Origin of the sequence: Pantoea sp. OXWO6B1 (assembly GCF_001641135.1) — a bacterium.
Lineage (GTDB): Bacteria > Pseudomonadota > Gammaproteobacteria > Enterobacterales > Enterobacteriaceae > Pantoea > Pantoea allii.
In genome coordinates this window covers 3,800,553-3,823,486 of sequence record NZ_LWLR01000001.1, presented here as the reverse complement: position 1 = coordinate 3,823,486, position 22,934 = coordinate 3,800,553, and the positions used below count along the sequence as shown (strand labels likewise).

The following is a 22,934-nucleotide window of genomic DNA, read 5'->3' as shown; positions in this document are numbered from 1 at the left end:
AAACGGGACATATGGACAATCTTCACCTTCCTCAAGCCACGTCGCCTTTGGCCACGTGGCTTTATTATCTTGAACACCTCCACTCTCAGGCGATAGAACTGGGCCTGGATCGTATTCGCCTGGTGGCGCAACGTCTGGACCTGCTTAAGCCTGCGCCCTTCGTGTTTACCGTTGCGGGCACGAATGGCAAAGGCACCACCTGTCGCACTCTGGAAACCCTACTGATGGCCGCCGGTTATCGGGTCGGGGTTTACAGCTCACCGCACCTTGTGCGTTACACCGAGCGTGTCCGGGTTCAGGGGCAGGAACTCAGTGAAGCCCAACACAGCGCCAGTTTCGCCGACATTGAAGCGGGTCGCGGTACGATTTCTTTGACCTATTTTGAATTTGGCACGCTGTCGGCGCTTAACCTGTTTAGGCAGGCAAAGCTGGATGTGGTCATTCTGGAAGTCGGGCTGGGCGGTCGGCTGGATGCGACCAACATTGTCGATGCGGACGTCGCGGTCATTACCAGTATTGCGCTGGACCACACCGACTGGCTTGGCCCGGATCGTAACAGTATTGGTCGGGAAAAAGCCGGTGTCTTCCGCCAGGCTAAACCGGCGGTCGTCGGTGAACCGAATATGCCCGCCACCATTGCTGAAGTCGCCCGTGAAAAAGGCGCGGTGTTAATGCAGCACGGGCGCGACTGGCAGTACCGGCAGCAGGCAGAAAGCTGGTCACTGCGCGATGCGCAAGGCGAGCTGAGTGATTTGCCTCTGCCTCAGGTGCCGTTGCCTAACGCGGCTACCGCCCTGGTGGCGCTTCGCGCTTCAGGGCTGAAAGTCAGCGAGGCGCTAATCCGTGCGCATTTGCCGCTGGCGATTTTGCCCGGCCGTTTCCAGACGATCAGCGAATCACCTCGCGTAATTTTGGATGTTGCCCATAATCCCCACGCCGCAGCCTATCTGGCCTCGCGACTTGCGGCGCTGCCGCAGTCAGGTCGGGTACATGCGGTCGTTGGCATGCTGCACGATAAAGATATTGCTGGCACGCTGGCGGCGCTGTCACCTCAGGTGGACAACTGGTATTGCGCGCCGCTTGATGGCCCTCGCGGTGCCAGCGCGGAACAACTCATGGCGCACGTGACCTCCGCTCAGGCGTTCGCGGATGTTGAACAGGCCTGGCAACAGGCGCGCCAGCAGGCGGAACCGCAGGATATCATTCTGGTCTGTGGCTCTTTCCTGACGGTCGCGCAGGTCATGGAATCGATTGAAACGGAGAAAGGACGTGGCGAGTAAGTTTCAAAACCGTTTAGTCGGTACCGTTATTCTGGTAGCCGTCGGCGTAATCGTATTGCCGGGGCTGCTGGATGGTAAGAAAAAGCATTACAAAGAAGAGTTTGCCGCGATCCCTCTGGTGCCCAAACCCGATGATCAGCAGGACAGCGAAATGGTGCCGCCGGTGACGCAGTCGCTTCCTGCGCAGCCGCCTGCGGGCGCGGGCAGTGTGGTCAGCCATCCTGATGCGGATGATGCTGACGCCGCCGAGGGCAGCAGTCAGCCAGAGCACAGCAGCGAGCCGAGCGTGGTATCGCCGCCGCCGGTTCATTCGTCGACGGCCACGACCACCCCGAAAGCCAAACCGGTGGAGCCAACCCGACCCAAACAGGTTGAACAGGCTAAGCCTAAATCGGCAGAGCCGCCGCAGAGCAAACCGGTGGAAAAAACCCGGCCGGTTGAAAAAACCAAACCTGCCGAACAATCGCAGCCTGCGGAAAAGTCCGCCCCAGCAGAGCAGCCTAAAGAGACTCAGCCTGCCGGTCAGGCCTATGTCGTGCAGTTGGGGGCGCTGAAGAACGCCAGTAAGGTCAATGAAATCGTCGCGAAGTTGCGCTTGTCGGGCTACCGGGCTTATACGGTGCCGTCCACGCCGGTACAGGGACAAATCACCCGTATTTATGTCGGGCCGGACGCTTCAAAAGCCAAAATGCAGGCGGCGGTGGCTGAGCTGAAAAACGTGTCGGGCTTAAGCGGCGTCGTAAAATCTTACAGCGCACGTTAAACCGCTGATTGGTGCTGCCGATAAGATTAACAGGCAGCGCCTTTCGCCGCGGGAACGGGGACACCGGGTGCGGCTCAGGCGTGAATAGCGACCACTTTTCAACCTGTTAATGGGTTAATAATGACACAGGCGAAGACGGATTTTTTCATCGCCTTTTTTATGGATGCAGAACCTGAAAACCCCTACGCAAACGTTTTCTTTTTCTGTTAGAATGCGCCCCGAACTGGAAGCAGGGGTGCAATGGCACTGGCGCTGGAAGAGTTCATGATCTGGATTGATTACGTCATTATTGCGGTAGTTGGTTTTTCGGCTTTGGTCAGCCTGGTTCGAGGGTTTGTCCGCGAAGCCTTATCTCTTGTTACCTGGGGATGCGCGTTTTTTGTCGCCAGTCATTACTATGCCTACCTTGCAGTCTGGTTCACAGGTTTTGACGACGAACTGGTTCGTAACGGAATCGCGATTGCGGTGCTGTTCATCGCGACCCTGATTGTGGGGGCAATCGTGAACTACGTTATCGGCTCGCTGGTTGAGAAAACCGGCCTGTCGGGAACCGATCGGGTATTAGGCGTTTGTTTCGGGGCGTTGCGTGGTGTGCTCATCGTGGCCGCTTTGCTGTTCTTCCTTGATACATTCACGGGCTTTTCGAAGAGCCCGGACTGGCAGCAGTCTCAACTTATTCCCGAGTTCAGTTCTATAATCAGGTGGTTTTTTGACTACCTGAAAAGCACGTCGAGTTTTTTGCCCCGGTGAGGCCACCGGGCGTACGGCTTAATGAGGAAATGACAACATGTGCGGTATTGTCGGTATCACCGGTTTCATGCCGGTCAACCAGTCGATCTATGACGCGTTAACGGTGCTCCAGCACCGTGGGCAGGATGCCGCAGGCATTTGTACCATCGATGCGCTGAACTGCTTTCGCCTGCGTAAGGCGAATGGTCTGGTCAGCGACGTCTTCGAAGCGCGTCATATGCAACGTTTGCAAGGCAACATGGGGATTGGTCACGCACGCTATCCTACCGCGGGCAGCTCCAGCGCTTCTGAAGCACAGCCGTTCTACGTCAACTCGCCGTACGGTATTTCTCTTGCCCATAACGGCAACCTGACCAATGCACATGAGCTGCGTAAGCGCCTGTTCGAAAAGGGTCGCCGTCATGTGAATACCACCTCAGATTCTGAAATTCTGCTGAATATATTTGCTCAGGAACTGGATCGTTTTCAGCACTATCCGCTGGAAGCCGACAACGTTTTCGCCGCCATTGCGGCGGTGCACCAGCAGGTTCGTGGCGCGTATGCCGTGGTGGCGATGATTATCGGTCACGGTATGGTGGCCTTCCGCGATCCTAACGGCATTCGTCCGCTGGTGCTGGGCAAACGCGTCATTGCCGATGGCCGTACCGAGTACATGGTGGCGTCTGAAAGTGTGGCGCTGGACACCCTGGGTTTTGAATTCATCCGTGACGTTGCACCGGGTGAAGCGGTCTATATCACTGAGCAGGGGCAGCTTTCTACCCGTCAGTGCGCCGAAAACCCTAAAAACAATCCTTGCCTGTTCGAATACGTCTATTTTGCCCGTCCGGACTCATTCCTGGATAAGATTTCGGTCTACAGTGCCCGCGTCCGTATGGGCACCAAGCTGGGCCAGAAGATTGCCCGCGAGTGGGAAGATCTGGATATCGACGTGGTGATTCCGATTCCGGAAACCTCAATGGATACCGCACTGGAAATCGCGCGAATCCTTGATAAGCCTTACCGTCAGGGCTTTGTTAAAAACCGCTACGTCGGCCGTACCTTTATCATGCCGGGTCAGCAACTGCGCCGCAGCGCGGTTCGCCGCAAGCTCAACGCTAACCGTGCCGAGTTCCGCGATAAAAACGTCCTGCTGATTGATGACTCTATCGTGCGCGGCACCACCTCTGAGCAGATTATCGAGATGGCTCGTGAAGCGGGCGCGAAAAAGGTTTACCTTGCGTCTGCCGCACCGGAAGTGCGTTTTCCCAATGTCTATGGCATCGATATGCCAAGCGCGACCGAGCTGATTGCCCACGGTCGTGAAGTAGAAGAAATTCGCCAGATCATCAAAGCGGATGCGCTGATTTTTCAGGACCTTGATGACCTTATCGAAGCCGTACGGGAAGAAAACCCGGATATCGTTCAGTTCGAGTGTTCCGTCTTCAACGGTATTTATGTGACGAAAGACGTCGATCAGGGCTATCTTGAATATCTGGAATCCCTGCGTAATGACGACGCAAAAGCCATTGCCCGTCAAAATGAAGTGGAAAATCTTGAGCTGCATAACGAAGGCTAAGCTAACCTGAATGCAAATAAGAGGGCGGGACTTATCCCGCCCTCTGTGTTTTCTGCCGGTCTGCGCTATTATGGTGCGCTTTGCCACTGCAAGGTTGAACGATGAAACGACTCATTATTGGTATTTCTGGCGCAAGCGGCGTGATATTTGGCATCCGGCTGTTGCAGGTTTTGCAGCAGGTCAGCGATGTGGAAACGCACCTGATCATCAGTCAGGCAGCACGTCAGACGCTGAGCCTGGAAAGCGACTACAGCCTGCGGGATGTCCAGGCGTTGGCCGATGTGGTTCACGATGTGCGCGATATTGCCGCCAGCATCTCCTCCGGGTCGTTTAAAACGCTGGGAATGGTGATTCTGCCCTGCTCGATGAAAACCCTGTCCGGTATTGTGCATAGCTACAGCGACTCGCTGCTGACACGTGCCGCGGATGTGGTGCTGAAAGAGCAGCGCAAGCTGGTGCTGTGCGTGCGTGAAACACCGCTGCATATTGGTCATCTGCGGATGATGACCACCGCGGCTGAACTGGGGGCCATCATTATGCCGCCGGTACCTGCCTTTTATCACCGTCCCACCACCATTGATCAACTGGTCGATCAGACCGTTAATCGGGTTATCGACCAGTTTGATATTGAACTGCCGCAGGATTTATTTGTGCGCTGGCAAGGTGCATAAGTTTCTTCTTCCGCACTTCTTTGGTGCAGAAACGCGGGAGCGATCACTGTTCCTGCATTTCCTGAACTAAAAGTTCACAACATCGCTTTTTCTCTGCGACATCACTGATATATTCCATTCACAAACCCAGCCTTTTCGTGGCTAAACGGCTGGCTGGGCAGGCGGTAACGCTGCAGACCTGGCATGAAACATGCACAGGAAAAGGCAGTGTTAGTCGCAAACACACATCATGCACCACATAACAATAAGCATTTTACTTGAGGGTAATCTATGAAGAAGCGTGTTCTGGCTCTTTCTTTAATGTTGGGCCTGTCCAGTGCGGCCAGCGTATTTGCAGCAGTACCGACCTCGATTCGTGTCGGCACTGACCCAACATATCCGCCGTTTGAGTCGAAAAACGCGCAAGGACAGCTGGTCGGTTTTGATATCGATCTGGCTAACGAAATCTGTAAACGTATTCAGACCAAGTGTACTTACGTAGAAAGCGACTTTGATGCGCTGATCCCCTCTTTGAAAGCCAAGAAAATCGACGCCATCATCTCCTCGCTGTCTATCACCGCTAAGCGTCAGGAAGAAATTGCGTTCTCTGACAAGCTCTATGCCGCCAATGCGCGTTTAGTGGCGCCTAAAGGCGCAAAAATTGAACCCACTCCTGAGTCGCTGAAAGGCAAAAATATCGGCGTACTGCAGGGCACCACCCAGGAAACCTATGCTAATCAGAACTGGCGTCCAAAAGGTGTGACCGTCACGCCTTATGCTAACCAGGATCTGGTGTATCAGGATCTGACCGCTGGCCGTATCGATGCTGCCTTCCAGGACGAAGTTCAGGCTGCCGAAGGCTTCCTGAAACAGCCGGTTGGCAAGAGCTATGCGTTTGCAGGCCCGGCAGTGAAAGACGATAAAATCTTTGGCGTCGGCACCGGCATGGGATTGCGTAAAGATGATACCGAGCTGAAAGCGGCCATCGACAAAGCGTTTGAATCTATTCGTAAAGACGGTACCTACGACAAAATTGCGAAGAAATATTTTACTTTCAACGTGTACGGTGACTGATCTGTCGTCTTCGCTTCTGCTGTTCGCATAACAGGATTCGCCTCTGGTTGCCCCAGCCTGTCTGGCCGGGGCAACGTTGTGCGTTATCGTTTATGTGTTAACAGAAGCAACGCGGCCCGTCTGTAGGGCGGGCACCGCGTCGTTTCCACCCCACGACAGGACTTTTTTCCATGTTGTATGGCTATTCTGATGTCATTTTAAAAGGGACGCTGGTCACGCTTGAACTCGCGCTGAGTTCAGTCTTGATGGCGGTGATCCTGGGGCTGATTGGTGCTGGCGCGAAGCTATCGCGTAATCGCCTGCTGTCCCTGATTTTTGAGGGCTACACGACGCTGATTCGTGGCGTGCCCGACCTCGTTCTGATGCTGCTGATCTTCTACGGTCTGCAGATTGCGCTGAATCACCTTACCGATGCGCTCGGACTGGCCCAGTTCGATATCGATCCCATGGTTGCGGGTATCATTACGCTGGGGTTTATCTACGGCGCCTATTTTACCGAAACCTTCCGCGGTGCCTTTATGGCGGTGCCAAAAGGGCAAATCGAAGCAGCCACAGCGTTTGGTTTTACCGGTTCCCAGATTTTCCGCCGAATCCTGTTTCCGGCGATGATGCGCTATGCGCTGCCCGGCATTGGTAACAACTGGCAGGTGATCCTGAAAGCCACGGCACTGGTTTCCCTGTTAGGTCTGGAAGATGTGGTTAAAGCCACGCAGTTGGCCGGCAAAAGCACATGGCAGCCATTTTATTTTGCCATCGTAGCCGGTGTGATCTATCTGGTCTTTACCACCTTGTCTAACGGCATTCTCTGGTGGCTCAATCGTCGCTACACGGTCGGTGTGAAGAGGGCGGAGCTATGATCGAGATTCTTCACGAATACTGGAAAGCGCTGCTCTGGACAGACGGTTATCGCTTCACCGGCGTAGCCATTACCCTGTGGCTGCTGATTGTCTCGGTCGTGCTGGGCGGCTGCATGGCGGTGTTGCTGGCGATTGCGCGCGTGTCACCGAATCGTTTTATCAGCCTGCCGGTGTGGCTCTTTACCTACGTTTTTCGCGGTACGCCGCTTTATGTGCAACTGCTGGTGTTCTACTCCGGCATGTATACGCTGGAAATCGTTAAAGGCACGGAGCTGCTGAATGCGTTTTTCCGTAGCGGCCTGAACTGTACGTTACTGGCTTTCACCCTGAATACCTGCGCCTACACCACGGAAATTTTCGCCGGTGCGATTCGTGCTGTGCCACACGGCGAAATCGAAGCCGCGCGGGCCTATGGCTTTTCCACCTTTAAACTGTATCGCTGCATTATTTTGCCTTCTGCGCTGCGCACGGCCTTACCGGTTTACAGCAATGAAGTCATACTGATGCTGCACTCAACCGCTCTGGCTTTTACCGCAACCGTGCCAGATTTGCTGAAAATCGCCAGGGACATTAACGCGGCAACCTATCAGCCCTTTACCGCGTTCGGCATTGCGGCCGTGTTGTACCTGATTATTTCTTATGTGCTGATTAGCCTGTTTCGTCTTGCGGAACGTCGTTGGCTGGCGCACGTGAAACCTTCTTCATCGCATTGAGTAAGACTATGGCTGATAACAAATTAAGCGTCACCGACCTGCATAAACATTACGGTGAACATGAAGTATTAAAAGGCGTGTCATTGCACGCCAATGCGGGCGATGTCATCAGTATTATTGGCTCGTCGGGTTCAGGGAAAAGTACCTTTTTACGCTGTATCAACTTCCTCGAAAAACCGAGCGAAGGCGCCATTGTGGTCAACAACACCGCCATTACCCTGGTGCGCGATACGGATGGCCAGTTAAAAGTGGCAGACAAGGAGCAGCTGCGCCTGCTTCGTACCCGTCTGACGATGGTCTTTCAGCATTTCAACCTGTGGAGCCACATGACCGTGCTGGAAAACGTCATGGAAGCGCCGATTCAGGTGTTGGGGCTGAGTAAAGCCGAAGCACGCGAGCGCGCCATTACCTATCTGAACAAGGTCGGCATTGATGAGCGGGCGCAGGGAAAATATCCCGTACACCTGTCCGGTGGTCAGCAGCAACGCGTTTCGATTGCCCGCGCACTGGCGATGGAGCCGGAAGTGCTGCTGTTTGATGAGCCCACCTCTGCTCTGGACCCTGAACTGGTCGGTGAGGTGCTGCGCATCATGCAGAAACTGGCCGAAGAGGGCAAAACCATGGTGGTGGTCACGCACGAAATGGAATTTGCCCGTCACGTTTCCAGCCACGTGATTTTCCTGCATCAGGGGAAAATTGAGGAGCAGGGGCCCCCGACGGAATTATTCGGTAACCCGAAAAGCCCACGCTTACAGCAGTTCCTTAAGGGATCGCTGAAGTAGTTGAGTTACCTGTCATTCAGCAGGCGCATGGCGGTGGTTTCGTCGGTCACCAGGCCCGATATCCAGCCGCCGTTCACCGCAGCCTGAATGGCAGCATATTTTCGCTCACCACCGGCAAAGCCGATGATATTGCGCGTCGTCTGGCTTTCCAGCGTCACGCTGGTTAACAGCGCATCGGTCTCCCCCAGAACACGTTCGCCCTGCTGATTGAAGAAGTGGCCGAGCATTTCCCCGACAACGCCGCGCGCATTCAGCGCTTGCACCTGACTGTCAGTAATAAAGCCTTCCGCATTCAGTGGGCAGCCGGGGTTAACTTCCCCGATCCCCAGAAACGTCACATGCGCCTGCAGTGCACGATCGACCACGCGCTGATAGACCTGATGCTGACACCACATCTGCTTATCTTCCGGGCTGTCAGCAAACAGCGGTGCGGGGATGAAGAAATACTTGCCCTGCATTTTTTCAGACAGCTTAAGTGGCACGTCATAGCGGGTGCCCGAGTCGTCACGGGCAATCGCGCCAATCATGGAAACACAGTGGTGCTGAGGGCGTTCCACCCAGGGCAGCGCATCGATAATGGCACGCAGCGTTTTGCCCGATCCAATGCCAAACACCTGCGGCTGATCGTCATTGATAAACTGTGACATCACCTCTGCACCTTCCACCGCCAGCATCTGCTGTATGGCGTCGTCGTCAAGGCCACCGGAGGGCACGACGCGACAATGCTGCAGGCCAAATTTTTCCTGCACATCGTGCGCCAGACGCAAGCAGTGCGTGACAGGATGATCGATCTTCACGCTGACCATTCCCATTTCACGCGCCCCTGAAATCAGGCGCTGGGCAACCTGGCGCGACAATCCCAGCGCCCGGGCGATCTCCTGCTGCGTTAAGCCCGCGACGTAATACATCCAGGCAGCACGCGCGGCGAGTTCCTGTTTCTTCTCTTCTTTGTTCATTCCGGCATTCCATCTTCTGTGAACCGCCATTTTATCGCGCAATGCGGCGAAAAGCCTATTCGGGCAAAAGCGCATTTGCTGGGCGAATGTTATAAATGTGAAATTAATCACAGTACATCGACGTAACCTCTGATTAACATATGTGCATCCGGGCAAATGCCCTTTGGTTAAACAAATGCTTAAAGAGGTCGTGATGACAACGTCAGTTTGGATGCATATCGGCGCAGGCTCGTTCCATCGTGCTCATCAGGCATGGTATCTGCATCGACTGATGCAGCAGGGCGACAGCCGTTGGCATATCGCCCTGGGAAATATCCGCGATGATGCCACGCCGTTACTCACGCAGTTGGCCGCGCAGCAAGGCGAATATGTGCTGGAAACGGTCACGCCAGAAGGCGATCGCGATTACGAAACCATCACCTCGATTCGTCAGGTTCTGCCGTGGGACAAAGAGATCAGCGCGCTGGTGCGGCAGGGTGCCGATCCGGCCACCCGGGTGATCGCGTTTACCGTGACCGAAGCCGGTTACTATTTAACGCCGGAGCATGAACTGGACCTGCAGCAGCCCGATATCCGTGCGGATCTCAACGGCGAGGCACGGACGCTGTATGGCGCGCTGGTGCGCATCCTGACGGCACGTGTTGCCAACGGCGGTGCACCCGTAACGCTGTTGAACTGCGACAATCTGCGTCATAACGGTGAACGTTTTCGCCAGGGCTTTTTAGCTTTCCTGGCGGCGAAGGGCGCAGATCGTCTGGCCGAGTGGGTACGCGAGAAGACGACATCGCCAAATACCATGGTTGACCGTATCACCCCGCGCCCCACGGCAGATGTCGCTGAGCGGGTTCAGGCCGCGACAGGTAAAGATGATGCGGTGCCGGTGATGGCGGAATCCTTTATTCAGTGGGTCATTGAAGACGATTTTATTGCCGGACGTCCGGCGCTGGAGCAGGTTGGCGTCGAGCTGGTGGACTCGGTGCTGCCCTGGGAAGAAGCCAAAATCCGTATCCTGAACGCCACCCACAGTGCAATTGCCTGGGCGGGAACCCTTATCGGCTTGCTTTACATCGATGAAAGCACCCGACAGAAAGCCATCCACCAGATGGCCTGGGAATACGTCTCTCAGGATGTCATTCCCTCGCTCTCTCCCAGCCCGCTGGACCTGGCGGACTATCGGGATGTGGTGTTGTCTCGCTTCAGTAACCCCTGGATCAAAGACACCAACCAACGTGTGGCGGCGGATGGCCTGTCAAAAATTCCCGCGATGGTGACGCCGACCTTGCAGGAATGTTACCGGCGCGGCACGCCGCCAGCCGCCAGCCTGGTGCTACCCGCGCTGTTCTATCTGTTTTTGCAGCGTTGGACCCGGGGCGAGCTGCCCTATGACTATCAGGATGGCGTGCTGCAACCCGACGTGATTCAGCAGTGGTTTGCCCGCACCGATCCGCTGACGGCGTATATGAGCCAGTCTTCCCTGTTTGGTGAGCTGGCCGCGTCTGACGATTTTCATGCGCGGCTGACCACGACCGTGGCCGGGCTGGAAACATGGTTGGTCCAGCCAGAGCAACCTCCTCTTGCCGTGGTGTAGGGAGATGACAGGTTCTGGCTATGGATATTGGCCGCTCAGCGCTAAAAGCGCCGATGGTGAAATCACAGCAGCAGCGTGGCATCGGAACATGCCGCATCTTATCCGCACCGGGCAGAGCAGAGCCCATGAAGCGGGTGACGCGCAGCAGCCTGAACGTCGCGGTGCTGGCGCTGACCATCGTTATACATCTCGTCAATGCGGCGGGTCATGAGCGTGCGGACGCGCAAATGTACCTCAACGTGCCGAATCCTGGCGTTGTCTGCCCAGGACCAGAGGCTTTAGCGCCGCCTGACCGTCTTACCGCGTGCCGTGAGCTCTACCGTCAACCATGTCAGCCTCGCTCGCTGACCTGAATAACCTGTAACCGAACAGAGAAGGACCATCGTCATGCACTCTACTGCGTACTGGTTTGGCTTGCCCAAACATCTGATCTGGGGATTTGTGGCTATTGCCGTTTTTATGGCGGGTGACGGCTTCGAGATGGCTTTCCTGTCACGCCATATTACCGATATGGGGTTCACGCCAGGCCAGTCGGCGCTGGTGTTCACCTTTTACGGTTTAGCCGTGGCGCTGGCGGCATGGGCGTCAGGTGTGGTGGCGGAGCTGATTACCCCGCAGCGCGCCATGCTGATTGGTTTTATTTTGTGGGTGGTCATGCATGCCCTGTTTATGAGCCTGGGGCTGGGGATGCGTAATTATCCGCTCATGGTGTTGTTCTATGGTATTCGTGGTTTGGCCTATCCGCTGTTTATCTACTCATTCATGATGATGCTGGTGCAGGTACTGCCACGGGAACGGCTGGCTGCCGCCACGGGCTGGTTCTGGGCGATGTATTCAGTGGGGATCGGCGTAGTGGGAAGCTATCTGCCAAGCCTGATTATCCCTTCCGTTGGTGAAACCGGCACATTATGGCTGGCGATTGGCTGGGTCACCTGCGGCGGCTTGCTGGCGTACTTTAGCCTGCGCAACGTGCCGGTCGATCGTTCTCGCGTCAACTTGCCTCTGCGGGAAAAAATGACGGAGATGTCGCGAGCGGTGACCATCCTGTTCACCAACCAGCATGTGTTTTATGCCTGCCTTATCCGCATCATTAACACACTGTCGCTGTTTGGCTTTGCCATCATCATGCCGCTGCTGTTTGTGGACCGCCTTGGGTTTACCCTGTCGGAGTGGCTACAAATTTGGGCGGTGTTCTTCTTTGTAACCATCTTTACCAATATTTTCTGGGGCATCATGGGCGAACGTATTGGCTGGATTCGCCAGGTACGCTGGTTTGGCTGCCTGGGAATGGCCGTTTCCAGCCTGGCGTTCTACTACCTGCCTGTCTATGCCGGTCACAACTTCCTGGTCGCCCTTATTCCCGCCGTGATGCTGGGGATTTTCGTTGCGGCCTTTGTGCCGATGACGGCGGTTTTCCCCACGCTGGAGCCGCATCATCAGGGCGCGGCCGTTTCGGTATATAACCTGTCTGCCGGTATGAGCAATTTTGTCGCGCCCGCTATCGCCTCGGTGATGCTGCCGTTTTTTGATATCGTCGGCGTGGTCTGGGCGTACACCGGTCTGTATGTGTTTGCCGGTGTGCTGACGTTTATCATTCGCGTCCCGCAACCGAATCACGGCGCGCTGCGTAGGGTGAAGTCAAAACCCGCCGTCACGTCGCAGTAAACGACAGGGGAGCGCCATGCTCCCCTCTGTCGCTCAGTTTTTTACCACGTCCTGTAACGCATCCTGAAGCTCATACCAGCGGAAGCGAAAACCCGACGCCTCCAGTCGTTTGGGCAGCACATGTTGCCCACCCAGCACCAGCACAGAAGATTCACCCATCATCAGTTTTATGGCACTGGCTGGGGTGCGCATAAAAGCAGGGCGGTGCATTACCTCGCCCAGCGTGGCGGCAAACTGCTCATTGCGCACGGCATAGGGCGAAACCATGTTAAAGGGGCCGCTGCAGTCGTCATTGTCCAGCAACCACATAATGCCATTGACCATGTCATCAATATGAATCCACGGCATATACTGTTTGCCGCTGCCGATAGGGCCGCCGATACCCAGTTTAAACGGCAGTTTCATTTTACTCAGCGCGCCGCCCTCGCGCGCCAGCACCACGCCGGTTCGCAGCAGGCAGACGCGCGTGCGCTCTGTTTGAGCGGTCAGCGCCAACTGCTCCCAGCGGGCACACAGCTCGTGGGTAAACTCATTTTGGCCGGGATCATCCTCGGTTAATACGACGTCGCCACTGTTGCCATAAAAGCCCGTCGCCGATCCCGAAATGAAGACGCGCGGTGGTGTGGTGCTGGCATTGATCAGTGAGGCGATGCGTTCCGTGATTTGCCAGCGGCTCTCGCACAACTGCTGTTTATGCGCATCGGTCCAGCGTTTGTCAGCGATGGGTTCGCCGGCCAGGTTAATGACGGCATCGATGCCGTCAAGCGACTGCTGTTGCGCCAGGCCTGACCAGAGCGCGATATCCTCCCCCAGCTTTTCTCGTGCGGCGGCCACGTCGCGGGTGACCACGCTAACCTCGTGACCGAAGTGTTGTAAACGTGGGATAAGATGGCGGCCAATAAGCCCGGTTCCACCGGTGATTAAGATATGCATAGTGCGGCTCCGTCTGATTTTTTATTTTTTGCTTACTTCATCATAGAAGAGTCGTACCCGTGTGGCGTGAGCCGCTTCGTAATTTAGCGAGTTGACCCCAAACATCGGACCAGCGCCTGGTTGTTTTCAGAAATAAAAGTCGGTAAACATGAGGCACCCCTTTTAGCCATTCGAGGTAGCAGATGAATTACCCTTCCATCACCCTGTGGTCAGATTCATCTTTCTTTAGTCCTTATGTCATGTCGGCTTATGTTGCGCTCAGCGAAAAAGGGGTGCCTTTTAGCGTAAAGCGTCTCGATTTATCGCAAAATCAGCAGCGTGCGGAAACCTACCGCGATCTGTCGTTAACCTGCCGTGTGCCGACCTTACAGGTCGATGACTTTATGCTGAGTGAATCCTCGGCGATCTGCGAATACCTTGAGGAGCGTTTTGCCGCCCCCGAGTACGAACGTCTTTATCCCAAAGATCGCGAGAAACGTGCGCGCGCCCGGCAAATTCAGGCCTGGCTACGCAGCGATCTGATGCCGATTCGGCAGGAGCGTCCTACCGAGGTGTTGTTTGCGGGAGAGCACTTTGCGCCGTTGTCGCCAGCGGCACTGGAAGCGGCGGATAAACTGATCGCCGCCGTACAGCGCCTGTTACCGGAGCGGCAGCAAAATTTATTTGGTGAGTGGTGCATTGCAGATACCGATTTGGCTGTCATGCTTAATCGACTGGCGCTGCATGGTGATACGTTGCCTGCGCGTTTACAACATTATGCCGAGTTTCAATGGCAGCGAGCATCAGTCCAGTTATGGTTAGCGGAAAGCGGCAAAAATCGCTAGCGATCGGCGCTTGCTCAACCCGTCATAAGTGATTACCTTACGACTGATAAAAACGTGGCAAACAGCGCGTGCATAAAGACACGCTAAACAGGAAAGGGTTACGGATGGTGGATCACATTGCTGGTGGCGAAATCGAATGGGTCGATATCGTAAGCGAAGAGAATGAAGTCGTTGCACAGGCTACGCGTGCGCAGATGCGCGCGCAATGCTTACGTCACCGCGCAACCTATATCGTGGTTCATGACGGTATGGGCAAAATACTGGTTCAGCGCCGTACTGAAATCAAAGATTTTATGCCGGGTAAACTGGATGCAACTGCCGGTGGCGTGGTGCAGAGTGGCGAGGACATGCTGGAATCTGCGCGACGCGAAGCCGAAGAAGAGCTGGGCATTGCGGATGTTCCCTTTGCAGAACATGGCAAATTCTACTTTGAAGATGAGCATTGCCGCGTCTGGGGCGGCTTATTCAGTTGCGTGTCGCACGGCCCCTTTGCCATGCAGGAAGAAGAGGTGGATGAAATCTTCTGGATGACCCCGGATGAAATCACCGCGCGCTGTGATGAGTTTACCGATGATTCGCTTAAAGCCTTATCTTTATGGCTGAGTCGTAACAACGAAAACAATCACTGATACCTTCTGTTAGCTTTGCGCGCGGTCATGGCCGTTCGCAAAGCTAGTCCTCTGTTTTAATCGCCGTCGCATTCCCGCCTGATTATCAGCTCCCTTTCTTTTAGCCATCAGTCGCGTTGTCATGGCCACGCCGTCCATTCACCTTGCGCGCAAGGAACGGGCAGGGGATTTATGCTAGTCGGCCTGTCAGAACAGGAAAGCGGTTGTGGGTCAACGGTGCGGTTCACCTTCACCGGACGATGACAAGGCGCAGGGCCGGTTTAGCGCTTGCTGTGACTGTGCGCCTGTCAGGCTGACAGCGGCAGGATGCGCACTGTCCAGATCGTACCACCGGCCACCGGTTAACCGCGTGGGCGGTGGTACAATGCGCACCCTTATACTGAGGGTGATCTAAGCCGGTTGCGCCTGGCGCATCTTTTCCCCGCGCCGCCGCAGCACTTCCATCACGATCAGTAATAAAAGCGAAGCCGCAATCATGATAGTGGCGGCCGCTGCAATGGTGGGGTCGAGATTTTCGCGGATACCGGCAAACATCTGAATCGGCAATGTCCGCTGCGTTGGGCTGGCAAGGAATAGCGTCACGACCACTTCATCAAATGAGGTCGCAAACGCGAATAACGCGCCGGAAAATACGCCGGGTGCAATCAGCGGCAGGGTGACTTTACGAAACGCCAGCAGCGGCGAGGCACCGAGGCTGGCGGCGGCCCGCGTCAGATTTGTGTCGTAACTTTTCAGCACGGCAACCACCGTGATCACCACAAAGGGCACGCCCAGCAGCGCATGGGCCAGTACCAGCCCAAGATAGCTGTTCAGCAGTGACAGTTTGGCGAAGAAGAAAAACATGCCAACGGCGATGATCACTACGGGCGCAACCATCGGAGAGATAATGATCGCCATCACCAGGGCTTTTCCGCGAAACTCACCGCGTACCAGGCCCATAGCGGCCAGCACGCCGAGGACGCTGGCCAACAGCGTCGCCAGTGGCGCAACCAGCAGGCTGTTCATTAGCGCACCGATCCACTCCTTCGAGTGAAAAAAGGCCGCATACCAGCGCAGCGAAAAGCCACTTAGCGGATAGCTCAGAAACGAACTTTCGTTAAATGACAGCGGCACGATGACCAGAACAGGCACAATCAAAAACAGCAGTGCCGCTGCGCCGTAGAAATTAAACAGGTAGCGCCAGACCCGCAGCAACGTTGAACCTTGTTGTCTCATCATTCGCTCCTTAACGCACCGCAACTTCGGATGAAGTCCGGGTGACACGTGAATACACCACATACAGCAACGTCACGATAATCAGCAACTGGCTGCCTAAGGCGGCGGCCATGCCCCAGTTCATGGTGCTGTTGGTAAAGAAGGCGACAAAGTAGCTGACCATCTGATCGTCCGGCCCGCCTAACAGGGCAGGTGTCACGTAGTAGCCAATCGCCATCATGAACACCAGCAGCGCACCTGCGGTAATCCCGGCAAACGTCTGTGGCACATAGACGCGCCAGAAGGCCACAAAGGGATGCGCACCCAGCGACACGGCAGCACGGACATAGCTGGGGGAAATGCCTTTCATTACCGCATACAGAGGCAGCACGATGAAGGGCAGTAGAATATGTGTCATTGAGATGTAGACGCCGACCCGGTTAAACACCAGCGTGAGCGGGCTGTCGATGAGACCTGTTGCCATTAAGGTCCGGTTAATTAATCCTCCAGACTGCAGCAGCACAATCCAGCTCGCGGTACGCACAATTAATGAGGTCCAGAAGGGCAGCAGCACCATAATCATCAGCAGGTTGGCCCGGTTAGACGGCTGTTTCGCCAGCCAGTAAGCCAGCGGATAGCCCAGGCCGACGCACAATAAGGTGACGACGGTCGCCATCCACAAGGTGCGTAGCAGAACATTGACATAAAGCGCCTGATCGGGCGACTGTGGTGTGATATCGCCGGTCTTGGCATCGACCTTATGGTCAAACACCGACAGCAGATAATAACTGGTATAAGGTTTGGCGACGCGTTTCAGGGTTTGCCAGGTGGACAGCTCTCCCCACATCGGCTGCTTGTCGATCAACGTTTGTTTGACGTTAAGGCCATCCTCGGGAGCCTGGCGAGGGACGGCCAGGATCAGCCGACGAAAGGTGCTGTCTTCATAACTTAACCGCTTAGCAATGCCGGAAATCTGGCCCTGTTCACGCGCCGCGCTGACTTCTTTTGCCATAGTGGCAAACAGGCTTTCATCCGGCAGCGCCTTGCCATCCCACTTGGTTAAGGCCTGGCTGGTTTGCGGGAGCCCGTCTTTAAGCTCAGGGTTATTCACGCTCATACTGAGAATCGAGCCGATGGGAAATAAAAAACACACCACGACGAAAATCAGTAAAGGGGCAACTAAAAGCAGGGAGCGTTGCGTTTTGATCCAACCAGCCCGGTTGAATTTGTGACGCAGACTGAATGCGCCTTCCGTGCGTCTGACGGGCGCTGAATCCATAACGGGGTTTTGACTCATGCCGACCTCCTCAATGGTGCTGCCGGAGCGGGTCCGGCAGAGGGTTATTTCGCGGCCCAGGCGTTAAAACGCTGTTCCAGTTCTTCACCATGTTCCAGCCAGAACGTCGCGTTAACCTGAACCGCCTTGGCCATATTGTCAGGCGCGGTGGGCAGTTGGGCTAAACGATCGGCAGCCAGCAGCTTGCCAGCCTGGATATTGGCAGGGCCATAAGGAATATTTTCGGCATAGACCTTTTGGTTTTCGGGTTTCAGCGTGAAGGCAATAAACTTTTCCGCCAGCGCTTTGTGTTTTGAGCCTTTCACAATGGCCCAGTTGTCGAAGTCATACAGGTTGCCATCCCAGACGATTTTAAAGTTATGGCCTTCTGCCTGGGCGGTGCCGATGCGACCGTTATAGGCCGACGCCAGCGTTACGTCGCCTGAAACCAGCCACTGCAGGGGCTGTGCGCCCGATTCCCACCACTGAATGTTCGGCTTGAGCTGATCCAGCTTCTTAAAAGCACGATCCACGCCCGCCGGGGTTGCCAGCACGTTATAAACGTCTTCGCGCTTCACGCCATCCGCCATCAGCGCAATTTCCAGCGTGTATTTCGCGCTCTTACGCAAGGCGCGTTTGCCCGGGAATTTTTTCACGTCCCAAAAATCCGCCCAACTGGTTGGGGCCGTTTTTAGCTTGTTGCCATCGTAGGTCAGTACGGTAGACCAGACGAAGAAGCCTGCGCCACATTCGCTTACGCTGCCCTTGGCAAAGTCGGCTTTGTTACCCAGCTTGCTCCAGTCCAGCGTTTCAAGCAGCCCTTCTTCACAACCACGTTCCAGTTCCGGGGTTTCGAGCTCGACCACGTCCCAGCCGACCTGTTTGGTTTCGACCATGGCACGGATGCGTGCCATCTCACCGTTATATTCACCCGCTTCTATGCCGTCATGACCTGAGGCCATAAAAGGCTTATAAAACGCTTTATCCTGCGCGTCTTTGTTGGTGCCACCGAAAGAAACCACCGTAAGGTTTTCGGCCTGCGCCTGGACAGCCACCGCCGCCAGAACCAGTGCCGCTATATTTTTCATCATCCCCGGACTCCTGAATTATTATATTTGGGCAGAATTCTCTGCCCGGTGTTTGCTTTGCAATCTTAATGCCAGGGTACTGCCACGCTGCGGAACGGGCGGCGTGGCAGTACGCGAAACTCAATACTTGCCCAGAATACGGTTCAGCAGGTTCAGTGCCGTGCGGAACTGCGCGTCCGGGATGGTGAGCGGGTAGAGGAAGCGGATCACGTTGCCGTGCACGCCGCAGGTGAGCAGCAGCAGCCCCTCGTCCAGCGCCTGTTGCTGAATCGCTTTGGCGATGTCCGCACTCGGCTTGCCTGCGCCATCCATGAATTCAGCGGCGATCATTGAACCATGACCGCGCACCTCTGCCAGCGCTTTACAGCCTGCACCTTGCAGGGTTTCAACCAGTTGTCCACCCAGTTGCAGGGCTCGCTCGCTGAGGTTCTCATCGCGAATCACCTCAAGCACGGCCAGCGCGGCGGCAATGGCCGGTGGGCTGCCGGCGTAGGTGCCGCCCAGACCGCCGGGCAGCGGCGCATCCATCACCTCAGCCCGTCCTGATACCGCCGACAGCGGCATACCGCCCGCCAGGCTTTTTGCCATTGTGATCAGGTCTGGCTGCACGTCGGGATAGTACTCACTGGCAAACAGCTTGCCGGTGCGGGCGAAGCCACTTTGAATCTCATCGGCGATGAGCAAAATGCCATGCTGATCGCACAGCTTACGCAGAGCGGTGACGAAGGCGGGCGGTGCCACATTAAAGCCGCCTTCACCCTGAATCGGTTCATAGATAATGGCCGCCACCTGTTGCGGGCTGATATCGCAGCGGAAAATGGCCTGCAAACTTTCCAGTGCATCATCCACGCTGCAGCCATGCAGTGCATTCGGGTAGCGGGCGTGAAATACTGAACTGGCAAAAGGGCCAAAACCGGTTTTATACGGGACCACTTTGCCGGTCAGCGACATCGTCATGTTGGTGCGACCGTGGAAAGCCCCCGTAAAGGCGATAACGCCAGGACGGCCCGTGGCGGCGCGTGCAATTTTCACCGCATTCTCAACGGCCTCCGCTCCGGTGGAGAAAAAAGTGGTTTTGGCGGGCCCATTCACCGGCACCAGCGCATTCAGTTTTTCTGCCAGGGCGATGTAGTTTTCGTAGGGCACGACCTGAAACGCGGTATGGGTAAAATGGTCGAGCTGTTCTTTGATGGCGGCGATGACTTTGGGATGGCGATGTCCGGTATTCAGCACGGCAATGCCTGCGCTGAAATCGATAATTTCGCGTCCCTGATGATCCCATAACGTGGCGTTTTCTGCTTTCACCGCATAGAAATCGCACATCACGCCCACACCGCGCGGCGTAGCATTGAGACGACGAACCTGAACTTCACTGTTACTCATAACGCGACCTCATGGTGTTTGTTGCCATATTGTTACAGTGGAATCTGCCTCCTTGCTTTTTAGCGTTTTCAGGGTTTTATAATCCAGAGCCAGTTTTTTTTATTTTGAGGTACCAATTTTGCGAAGCTTACTCGGTGACCTGCTTGCACAACGTCTGGCCTCGCTTTCCGGCGGTACGCTGAATAAGCGATTGTATGATGTCTTGCAGGCAGCCATTCAGGATGGAGCCATTGCCACCGCGACGCGACTGCCCGCCAGCCGCGACCTTGCTCGTGAACTCGCAGTCTCACGTAACACCGTGCTGGCAGTTTATGAACAGCTTCAGTCTGAGGGTTACTTACAAACCCGTACCGGAAGCGGCACCTTCGTCAGTGCGGTATTACCGGAACAGGCACCGGGAGAGCCGCTGGTCAGGCCGGTAACGCCGCCGATGAAACCCGTCCGGCTGTCGCGACGGGGTTCACGTCTGCTGGCGAACAGCGGTGCCGGGAGCCATCAGTGGGGCGCGTTCATGCCCGGCGTACCGGACGTCAGCCATATGCCGCACGACATCTGGCGAAAAATACAGCTTCGCCTCAGCCGGCGGCTGCCGGTTGAGAATCTGAGCTATGCCAGCCACGGCGGCTGCGTCGAGTTACAACAGGCGCTGGCCGATTACCTGCGGGTGATCCGATCGGTGAACTGCAGCCCCGAGCAGATCCTGGTCACCGCCGGAACGCATCAGTCGCTGGATCTGCTGGCGAAAATGCTCTGCGATCCCGGTGACAGGGCTATCGTGGAAGAGCCGGGATACTGGGGAATTCGTAATGTGCTGGCGGTGAATGGGGTGACGCTGATTCCCACTCAGGTTGACGACCAGGGGCTGGTTTTGCCCCCTGAGCAACCGGACAGCCCGGTACCGCGCCTGATCTGTGTGACACCTTCCCACCAGTACCCACTGGGTGCGGTGATGAGTCTGCAACGGCGCCATGAATTACTGGAGCGCGCGAAAAGCAGCGGCAGTTGGGTGGTGGAAGATGACTACGATGGCGAGTTTCGCTTTACCGGTAGCCCGATCCCGGCGCTACAGGGCCTGGCGGCGGATGCACCGGTGATCTATCTGGGCACCTTCAGCAAAACGCTGTACCCGGGCATCCGGCTCAGCTACATGGTGGTGCCTAAATCCATGGCCGCACGCATGAAAATGGCACACTCAGAGCTGTATCGTGGCGGCTACGGCCTGGTGCAGCTCACCCTGGCGGAGTTTATTCGGGAAGGGCACTATGCGGCCCACGTTCGGCGCATGCGGCAGATTTACAGCCGTCGCCGGGCCGTGCTGGTGGAGGTGATTAGCACCTCGCTGGGCGCTGACTGGATTGTGCACCACAGCAATGCAGGTTTGCATCTGGTGCTCAGGCTGCCCGACAGCATCGACGATGTGGCCTTCAGCGCAGAGTTAGAACAGTGCGGTGTGTTAACGCGTCCGCTTTCATCCTACTACCTGCAAGGGACGCCGCAGCGAGGCTTGCTGCTGGGCTACGCCTGCGTTAACGAGGCAGATATCCCCGCCGCCTTTGCGCCTGTCCTTGCCCGGTTGGAACATCATCTGCAAATTGCCTCAGTTTCGCCCTGAGGCACCATCAGCGTGCATCATCCTGGATTGCCTGATTCTGTGAGCAATCTCACGTTGAATTAATGTTAAATATAAAAAGACAATAAAATACAATGGCCTGCAAAGTGATTTTGTAAGCCGTTTCATTTCCTGTTGTCAAATTCTGCTTGTGCAAATCAAAGGCGTTGTGGTAGTGCTAAAAAAAGGCCCGCCAGAATTCGCACGTCAAAAGGATGATGCATGAATCGTGCCGACACCTTTTTTATCCTGTTTACGAGAGTACGCCATGAGAAATTTTGTCAGTTTTCGCAACATCAAAAAGAGCTACGACGGCGACAAGCTGGTGGTGCGCAACCTCAATCTGGATGTGGCAGAAGGGGAGTTTTTGACCCTGTTAGGGCCATCTGGCTCCGGGAAAACCACCAGCCTGATGATGCTGGCCGGATTTGAAACGCCCACCGATGGTGAGATCCTGCTGCGTGATAAACCCCTTCACACCTTGCCGCCGCATCAACGTGATATCGGTATGGTATTCCAAAACTATGCGCTTTTTCCCCACATGACGGTGGCGGAAAATCTGGCGTTTCCGTTGTCGATTCGCCGTTTGAGCAAAGCCGATATCAGTGTGCGGGTTAAGCGGGTGCTGGATATGATTAAACTCACTTCGCTGGCAGACCGCTATCCCGCGCAGATGTCTGGGGGGCAGCAGCAGCGTGTGGCCCTGGCGCGGGCGCTGGTCTTTGAACCCAAACTGATCCTGATGGATGAGCCGCTAGGCGCGCTGGATAAACAACTGCGCGAGCACATGCAGATGGAGATTAAGCAGCTCCACAGTATGCTCGGACTGACCATTGTCTATGTCACGCATGACCAGAGTGAAGCCATGACCATGTCAGACCGGGTGGCGGTCTTCAATGATGGAATGATCCAGCAGATGGACAGCCCGCATAAACTTTATGAGCAGCCCGATAACGCCTTTGTGGCGCAGTTTATCGGCGAAAATAACAGCCTGTTGGCCACGCAGTCGGGACAGCATGGCGATTATTATCAGGTGACGCTGGATAACGGTGTTCAGCTGGATGCGCTGAAGGTGCGCCCGAGCTCGCCTGGTAAAAAAATACAGCTCAGTATTCGCCCAGAACGCATCAATGTGAACGCCGCCAAACCGGGCGAACAGTCTGTTCAGGCCAGGATACAGCAGTTTATCTATCTGGGGGATCACGTGAGAATGCTCACTGAGGTTGCCGGGCAGGGGAATTTTATGGTGAAAATGGCCGCATCTGAGGTATCACCCGACTGGAAAGCCGGCAGTGAAGTGAGACTGTCCTGGCAGCCTCAGCACCTGCGCGCGCTTGACGTTACGCTGCAATAGGCAAAAAAAAG

23 protein-coding genes and 1 pseudogene are annotated in these 22,934 nt (G+C 55.6%); 17 read left to right on the top strand and 7 right to left on the bottom strand.

The window, feature by feature from the left end; genetic code table 11:
- Window positions 1-11: 11 nt before the first annotated feature.
- The 9 genes from folC to hisP all read left to right on the top strand — a co-directional run bounded on the left by folC (window position 12) and on the right by hisP (window position 8,424).
- Window positions 12-1,280 carry a bifunctional tetrahydrofolate synthase/dihydrofolate synthase gene (folC, locus tag A6A26_RS19820; protein ID WP_063880326.1) on the top strand — a complete coding sequence of 423 codons (1,269 nt, stop codon included), beginning with the start codon at window positions 12-14 and terminating at the stop codon, window positions 1,278-1,280.
- Window positions 1,270-2,043: a cell division protein DedD gene (gene dedD / locus A6A26_RS19815; protein ID WP_063880325.1), complete on the top strand. Its 774-nt coding sequence runs from the start codon at window positions 1,270-1,272 to the stop codon at window positions 2,041-2,043. The genes folC and dedD overlap by 11 nt, the downstream gene beginning before the upstream one ends.
- A 264-nt stretch (window positions 2,044-2,307) precedes the next feature.
- Window positions 2,308-2,793, top strand: coding sequence for a colicin V production protein (gene cvpA / locus A6A26_RS19810; protein ID WP_026021019.1), 486 nt, complete (start codon window positions 2,308-2,310; stop codon window positions 2,791-2,793).
- A 37-nt stretch (window positions 2,794-2,830) separates the two neighbouring features.
- Window positions 2,831-4,348 carry an amidophosphoribosyltransferase gene (gene purF, locus A6A26_RS19805; RefSeq protein WP_063880324.1) on the top strand — a complete coding sequence of 506 codons (1,518 nt, stop codon included), beginning with the start codon at window positions 2,831-2,833 and terminating at the stop codon, window positions 4,346-4,348.
- A gap of 101 nt (window positions 4,349-4,449) precedes the next feature.
- Complete coding sequence (locus A6A26_RS19800) at window positions 4,450-5,019, top strand: UbiX family flavin prenyltransferase (RefSeq protein WP_063880323.1); 570 nt, start codon at window positions 4,450-4,452, stop codon at window positions 5,017-5,019.
- 270 nt (window positions 5,020-5,289) lie between these two features.
- On the top strand, window positions 5,290-6,072 hold the full coding sequence (argT, locus tag A6A26_RS19795) for a lysine/arginine/ornithine ABC transporter substrate-binding protein ArgT (protein ID WP_063880322.1): 783 nt from the start codon (window positions 5,290-5,292) through the stop codon (window positions 6,070-6,072).
- 170 nt (window positions 6,073-6,242) lie between these two features.
- On the top strand, window positions 6,243-6,929 hold the full coding sequence (locus tag A6A26_RS19790) for a histidine ABC transporter permease HisQ (RefSeq protein ID WP_063880321.1): 687 nt from the start codon (window positions 6,243-6,245) through the stop codon (window positions 6,927-6,929).
- Window positions 6,926-7,642, top strand: coding sequence for an ABC transporter permease (locus tag A6A26_RS19785; protein ID WP_063880320.1), 717 nt, complete (start codon window positions 6,926-6,928; stop codon window positions 7,640-7,642). The genes A6A26_RS19790 and A6A26_RS19785 overlap by 4 nt, the downstream gene beginning before the upstream one ends.
- Before the next feature lie 8 nt (window positions 7,643-7,650).
- Window positions 7,651-8,424: a histidine ABC transporter ATP-binding protein HisP gene (gene hisP / locus A6A26_RS19780; RefSeq protein ID WP_063880319.1), complete on the top strand. Its 774-nt coding sequence runs from the start codon at window positions 7,651-7,653 to the stop codon at window positions 8,422-8,424.
- 5 nt (window positions 8,425-8,429) lie between these two features.
- Here the strand turns inward: hisP and A6A26_RS19775 are convergent, their stop codons facing one another.
- A complete protein-coding gene (locus A6A26_RS19775) occupies window positions 8,430-9,380 on the bottom strand; it encodes a sugar-binding transcriptional regulator (protein ID WP_063880318.1) in 951 nt (316 codons plus the stop codon).
- Between the two features lie 193 nt (window positions 9,381-9,573).
- Between A6A26_RS19775 and dalD the strand changes: the two genes are divergently transcribed.
- The 3 genes from dalD to A6A26_RS19760 are packed head-to-tail and all read left to right on the top strand — an operon-like array spanning window position 9,574 to window position 12,633.
- Window positions 9,574-10,968 carry a D-arabinitol 4-dehydrogenase gene (dalD, locus tag A6A26_RS19770; RefSeq protein WP_063880317.1) on the top strand — a complete coding sequence of 465 codons (1,395 nt, stop codon included), beginning with the start codon at window positions 9,574-9,576 and terminating at the stop codon, window positions 10,966-10,968.
- Window positions 10,969-10,988: 20 nt separating this feature from the next.
- Window positions 10,989-11,321 (top strand): hypothetical protein, encoded by a 333-nt coding sequence (locus tag A6A26_RS19765; protein WP_063880316.1) that lies wholly within the window; start codon window positions 10,989-10,991, stop codon window positions 11,319-11,321.
- 34 nt (window positions 11,322-11,355) lie between these two features.
- The gene (locus tag A6A26_RS19760; protein ID WP_063880315.1) at window positions 11,356-12,633 is read left to right on the top strand and encodes an MFS transporter; all 1,278 of its coding nucleotides are present in this window, start codon (window positions 11,356-11,358) and stop codon (window positions 12,631-12,633) included.
- A 33-nt stretch (window positions 12,634-12,666) separates the two neighbouring features.
- Here the strand turns inward: A6A26_RS19760 and A6A26_RS19755 are convergent, their stop codons facing one another.
- On the bottom strand, window positions 12,667-13,566 hold the full coding sequence (locus tag A6A26_RS19755; RefSeq protein ID WP_063880314.1) for a TIGR01777 family oxidoreductase: 900 nt from the start codon (window positions 13,564-13,566) through the stop codon (window positions 12,667-12,669).
- 182 nt (window positions 13,567-13,748) lie between these two features.
- On the opposite strand from A6A26_RS19755, the gene yfcF reads away from it, so the two are divergent.
- Together yfcF and yfcD are read left to right on the top strand one after the other, a co-directional pair.
- Window positions 13,749-14,390, top strand: a complete 642-nt coding sequence (yfcF, locus tag A6A26_RS19750; protein WP_063880313.1) for a glutathione transferase — start codon at window positions 13,749-13,751, stop codon at window positions 14,388-14,390.
- A 104-nt stretch (window positions 14,391-14,494) separates the two neighbouring features.
- Entirely contained in the window at window positions 14,495-15,019 is a 525-nt protein-coding gene (yfcD, locus tag A6A26_RS19745) for an NUDIX hydrolase YfcD (protein ID WP_063880312.1), read from the top strand.
- Between the two features lie 390 nt (window positions 15,020-15,409).
- Here the strand turns inward: yfcD and A6A26_RS19740 are convergent, their stop codons facing one another.
- The 4 genes from A6A26_RS19740 to A6A26_RS19725 all read right to left on the bottom strand — a co-directional run bounded on the left by A6A26_RS19740 (window position 15,410) and on the right by A6A26_RS19725 (window position 19,960).
- A complete protein-coding gene (locus tag A6A26_RS19740) occupies window positions 15,410-16,234 on the bottom strand; it encodes an ABC transporter permease (protein ID WP_063880311.1) in 825 nt (274 codons plus the stop codon).
- A 10-nt stretch (window positions 16,235-16,244) separates the two neighbouring features.
- Window positions 16,245-17,510: an ABC transporter permease gene (locus A6A26_RS19735; RefSeq protein WP_063880310.1), complete on the bottom strand. Its 1,266-nt coding sequence runs from the start codon at window positions 17,508-17,510 to the stop codon at window positions 16,245-16,247.
- 44 nt (window positions 17,511-17,554) lie between these two features.
- Window positions 17,555-18,580 (bottom strand): polyamine ABC transporter substrate-binding protein, encoded by a 1,026-nt coding sequence (locus A6A26_RS19730; RefSeq protein WP_063880309.1) that lies wholly within the window; start codon window positions 18,578-18,580, stop codon window positions 17,555-17,557.
- A gap of 117 nt (window positions 18,581-18,697) precedes the next feature.
- Entirely contained in the window at window positions 18,698-19,960 is a 1,263-nt protein-coding gene (locus A6A26_RS19725; protein ID WP_063880308.1) for a 4-aminobutyrate--2-oxoglutarate transaminase, read from the bottom strand.
- A 118-nt stretch (window positions 19,961-20,078) separates the two neighbouring features.
- Here A6A26_RS19725 and A6A26_RS26335 point away from each other — a divergent pair.
- Window positions 20,079-20,318 (top strand): annotated as a pseudogene (locus A6A26_RS26335) (GntR family transcriptional regulator); the annotation flags it as partial.
- On the opposite strand, the gene A6A26_RS26330 reads toward A6A26_RS26335, so the two are convergent.
- Window positions 20,294-20,374 (bottom strand): chaplin family protein, encoded by an 81-nt coding sequence (locus A6A26_RS26330; RefSeq protein ID WP_367303086.1) that lies wholly within the window; start codon window positions 20,372-20,374, stop codon window positions 20,294-20,296. The pseudogene A6A26_RS26335 and the gene A6A26_RS26330 sit on opposite strands and share 25 nt — an antisense overlap.
- 16 nt (window positions 20,375-20,390) lie before the next feature.
- Between A6A26_RS26330 and A6A26_RS19720 the strand changes: the two genes are divergently transcribed.
- Both A6A26_RS19720 and A6A26_RS19715 read left to right on the top strand, forming a co-directional pair.
- The gene (locus tag A6A26_RS19720) at window positions 20,391-21,572 is read left to right on the top strand and encodes a MocR-like pyridoxine biosynthesis transcription factor PdxR (RefSeq protein ID WP_371560360.1); all 1,182 of its coding nucleotides are present in this window, start codon (window positions 20,391-20,393) and stop codon (window positions 21,570-21,572) included.
- Between the two features lie 265 nt (window positions 21,573-21,837).
- Window positions 21,838-22,923: an ABC transporter ATP-binding protein gene (locus tag A6A26_RS19715; protein ID WP_063880306.1), complete on the top strand. Its 1,086-nt coding sequence runs from the start codon at window positions 21,838-21,840 to the stop codon at window positions 22,921-22,923.
- Window positions 22,924-22,934 lie beyond the last annotated feature (11 nt).

Coding starts and splice junctions, on each gene's coding strand:
- A6A26_RS19755 (WP_063880314.1), bottom strand. CDS start 13,566: ATGCATATCTTAATCACCGGTGGAACCGGGCTTATTGGCCGCCATCTT.
- A6A26_RS19735 (WP_063880310.1), bottom strand. CDS start 17,510: ATGAGTCAAAACCCCGTTATGGATTCAGCGCCCGTCAGACGCACGGAA.
- hisP (WP_063880319.1), top strand. CDS start 7,651: ATGGCTGATAACAAATTAAGCGTCACCGACCTGCATAAACATTACGGT.
- dalD (WP_063880317.1), top strand. CDS start 9,574: ATGACAACGTCAGTTTGGATGCATATCGGCGCAGGCTCGTTCCATCGT.
- yfcF (WP_063880313.1), top strand. CDS start 13,749: ATGAATTACCCTTCCATCACCCTGTGGTCAGATTCATCTTTCTTTAGT.
- A6A26_RS19715 (WP_063880306.1), top strand. CDS start 21,838: ATGAGAAATTTTGTCAGTTTTCGCAACATCAAAAAGAGCTACGACGGC.
- A6A26_RS19765 (WP_063880316.1), top strand. CDS start 10,989: ATGGATATTGGCCGCTCAGCGCTAAAAGCGCCGATGGTGAAATCACAG.
- folC (WP_063880326.1), top strand. CDS start 12: ATGGACAATCTTCACCTTCCTCAAGCCACGTCGCCTTTGGCCACGTGG.
- purF (WP_063880324.1), top strand. CDS start 2,831: ATGTGCGGTATTGTCGGTATCACCGGTTTCATGCCGGTCAACCAGTCG.
- argT (WP_063880322.1), top strand. CDS start 5,290: ATGAAGAAGCGTGTTCTGGCTCTTTCTTTAATGTTGGGCCTGTCCAGT.
- A6A26_RS19720 (WP_371560360.1), top strand. CDS start 20,391: ATGAAACCCGTCCGGCTGTCGCGACGGGGTTCACGTCTGCTGGCGAAC.
- A6A26_RS19785 (WP_063880320.1), top strand. CDS start 6,926: ATGATCGAGATTCTTCACGAATACTGGAAAGCGCTGCTCTGGACAGAC.
- A6A26_RS19790 (WP_063880321.1), top strand. CDS start 6,243: ATGTTGTATGGCTATTCTGATGTCATTTTAAAAGGGACGCTGGTCACG.
- yfcD (WP_063880312.1), top strand. CDS start 14,495: ATGGTGGATCACATTGCTGGTGGCGAAATCGAATGGGTCGATATCGTA.
- A6A26_RS19760 (WP_063880315.1), top strand. CDS start 11,356: ATGCACTCTACTGCGTACTGGTTTGGCTTGCCCAAACATCTGATCTGG.
- A6A26_RS19775 (WP_063880318.1), bottom strand. CDS start 9,380: ATGAACAAAGAAGAGAAGAAACAGGAACTCGCCGCGCGTGCTGCCTGG.
- cvpA (WP_026021019.1), top strand. CDS start 2,308: ATGATCTGGATTGATTACGTCATTATTGCGGTAGTTGGTTTTTCGGCT.
- A6A26_RS19740 (WP_063880311.1), bottom strand. CDS start 16,234: ATGAGACAACAAGGTTCAACGTTGCTGCGGGTCTGGCGCTACCTGTTT.
- A6A26_RS19800 (WP_063880323.1), top strand. CDS start 4,450: ATGAAACGACTCATTATTGGTATTTCTGGCGCAAGCGGCGTGATATTT.
- A6A26_RS19725 (WP_063880308.1), bottom strand. CDS start 19,960: ATGAGTAACAGTGAAGTTCAGGTTCGTCGTCTCAATGCTACGCCGCGC.
- A6A26_RS19730 (WP_063880309.1), bottom strand. CDS start 18,580: ATGATGAAAAATATAGCGGCACTGGTTCTGGCGGCGGTGGCTGTCCAG.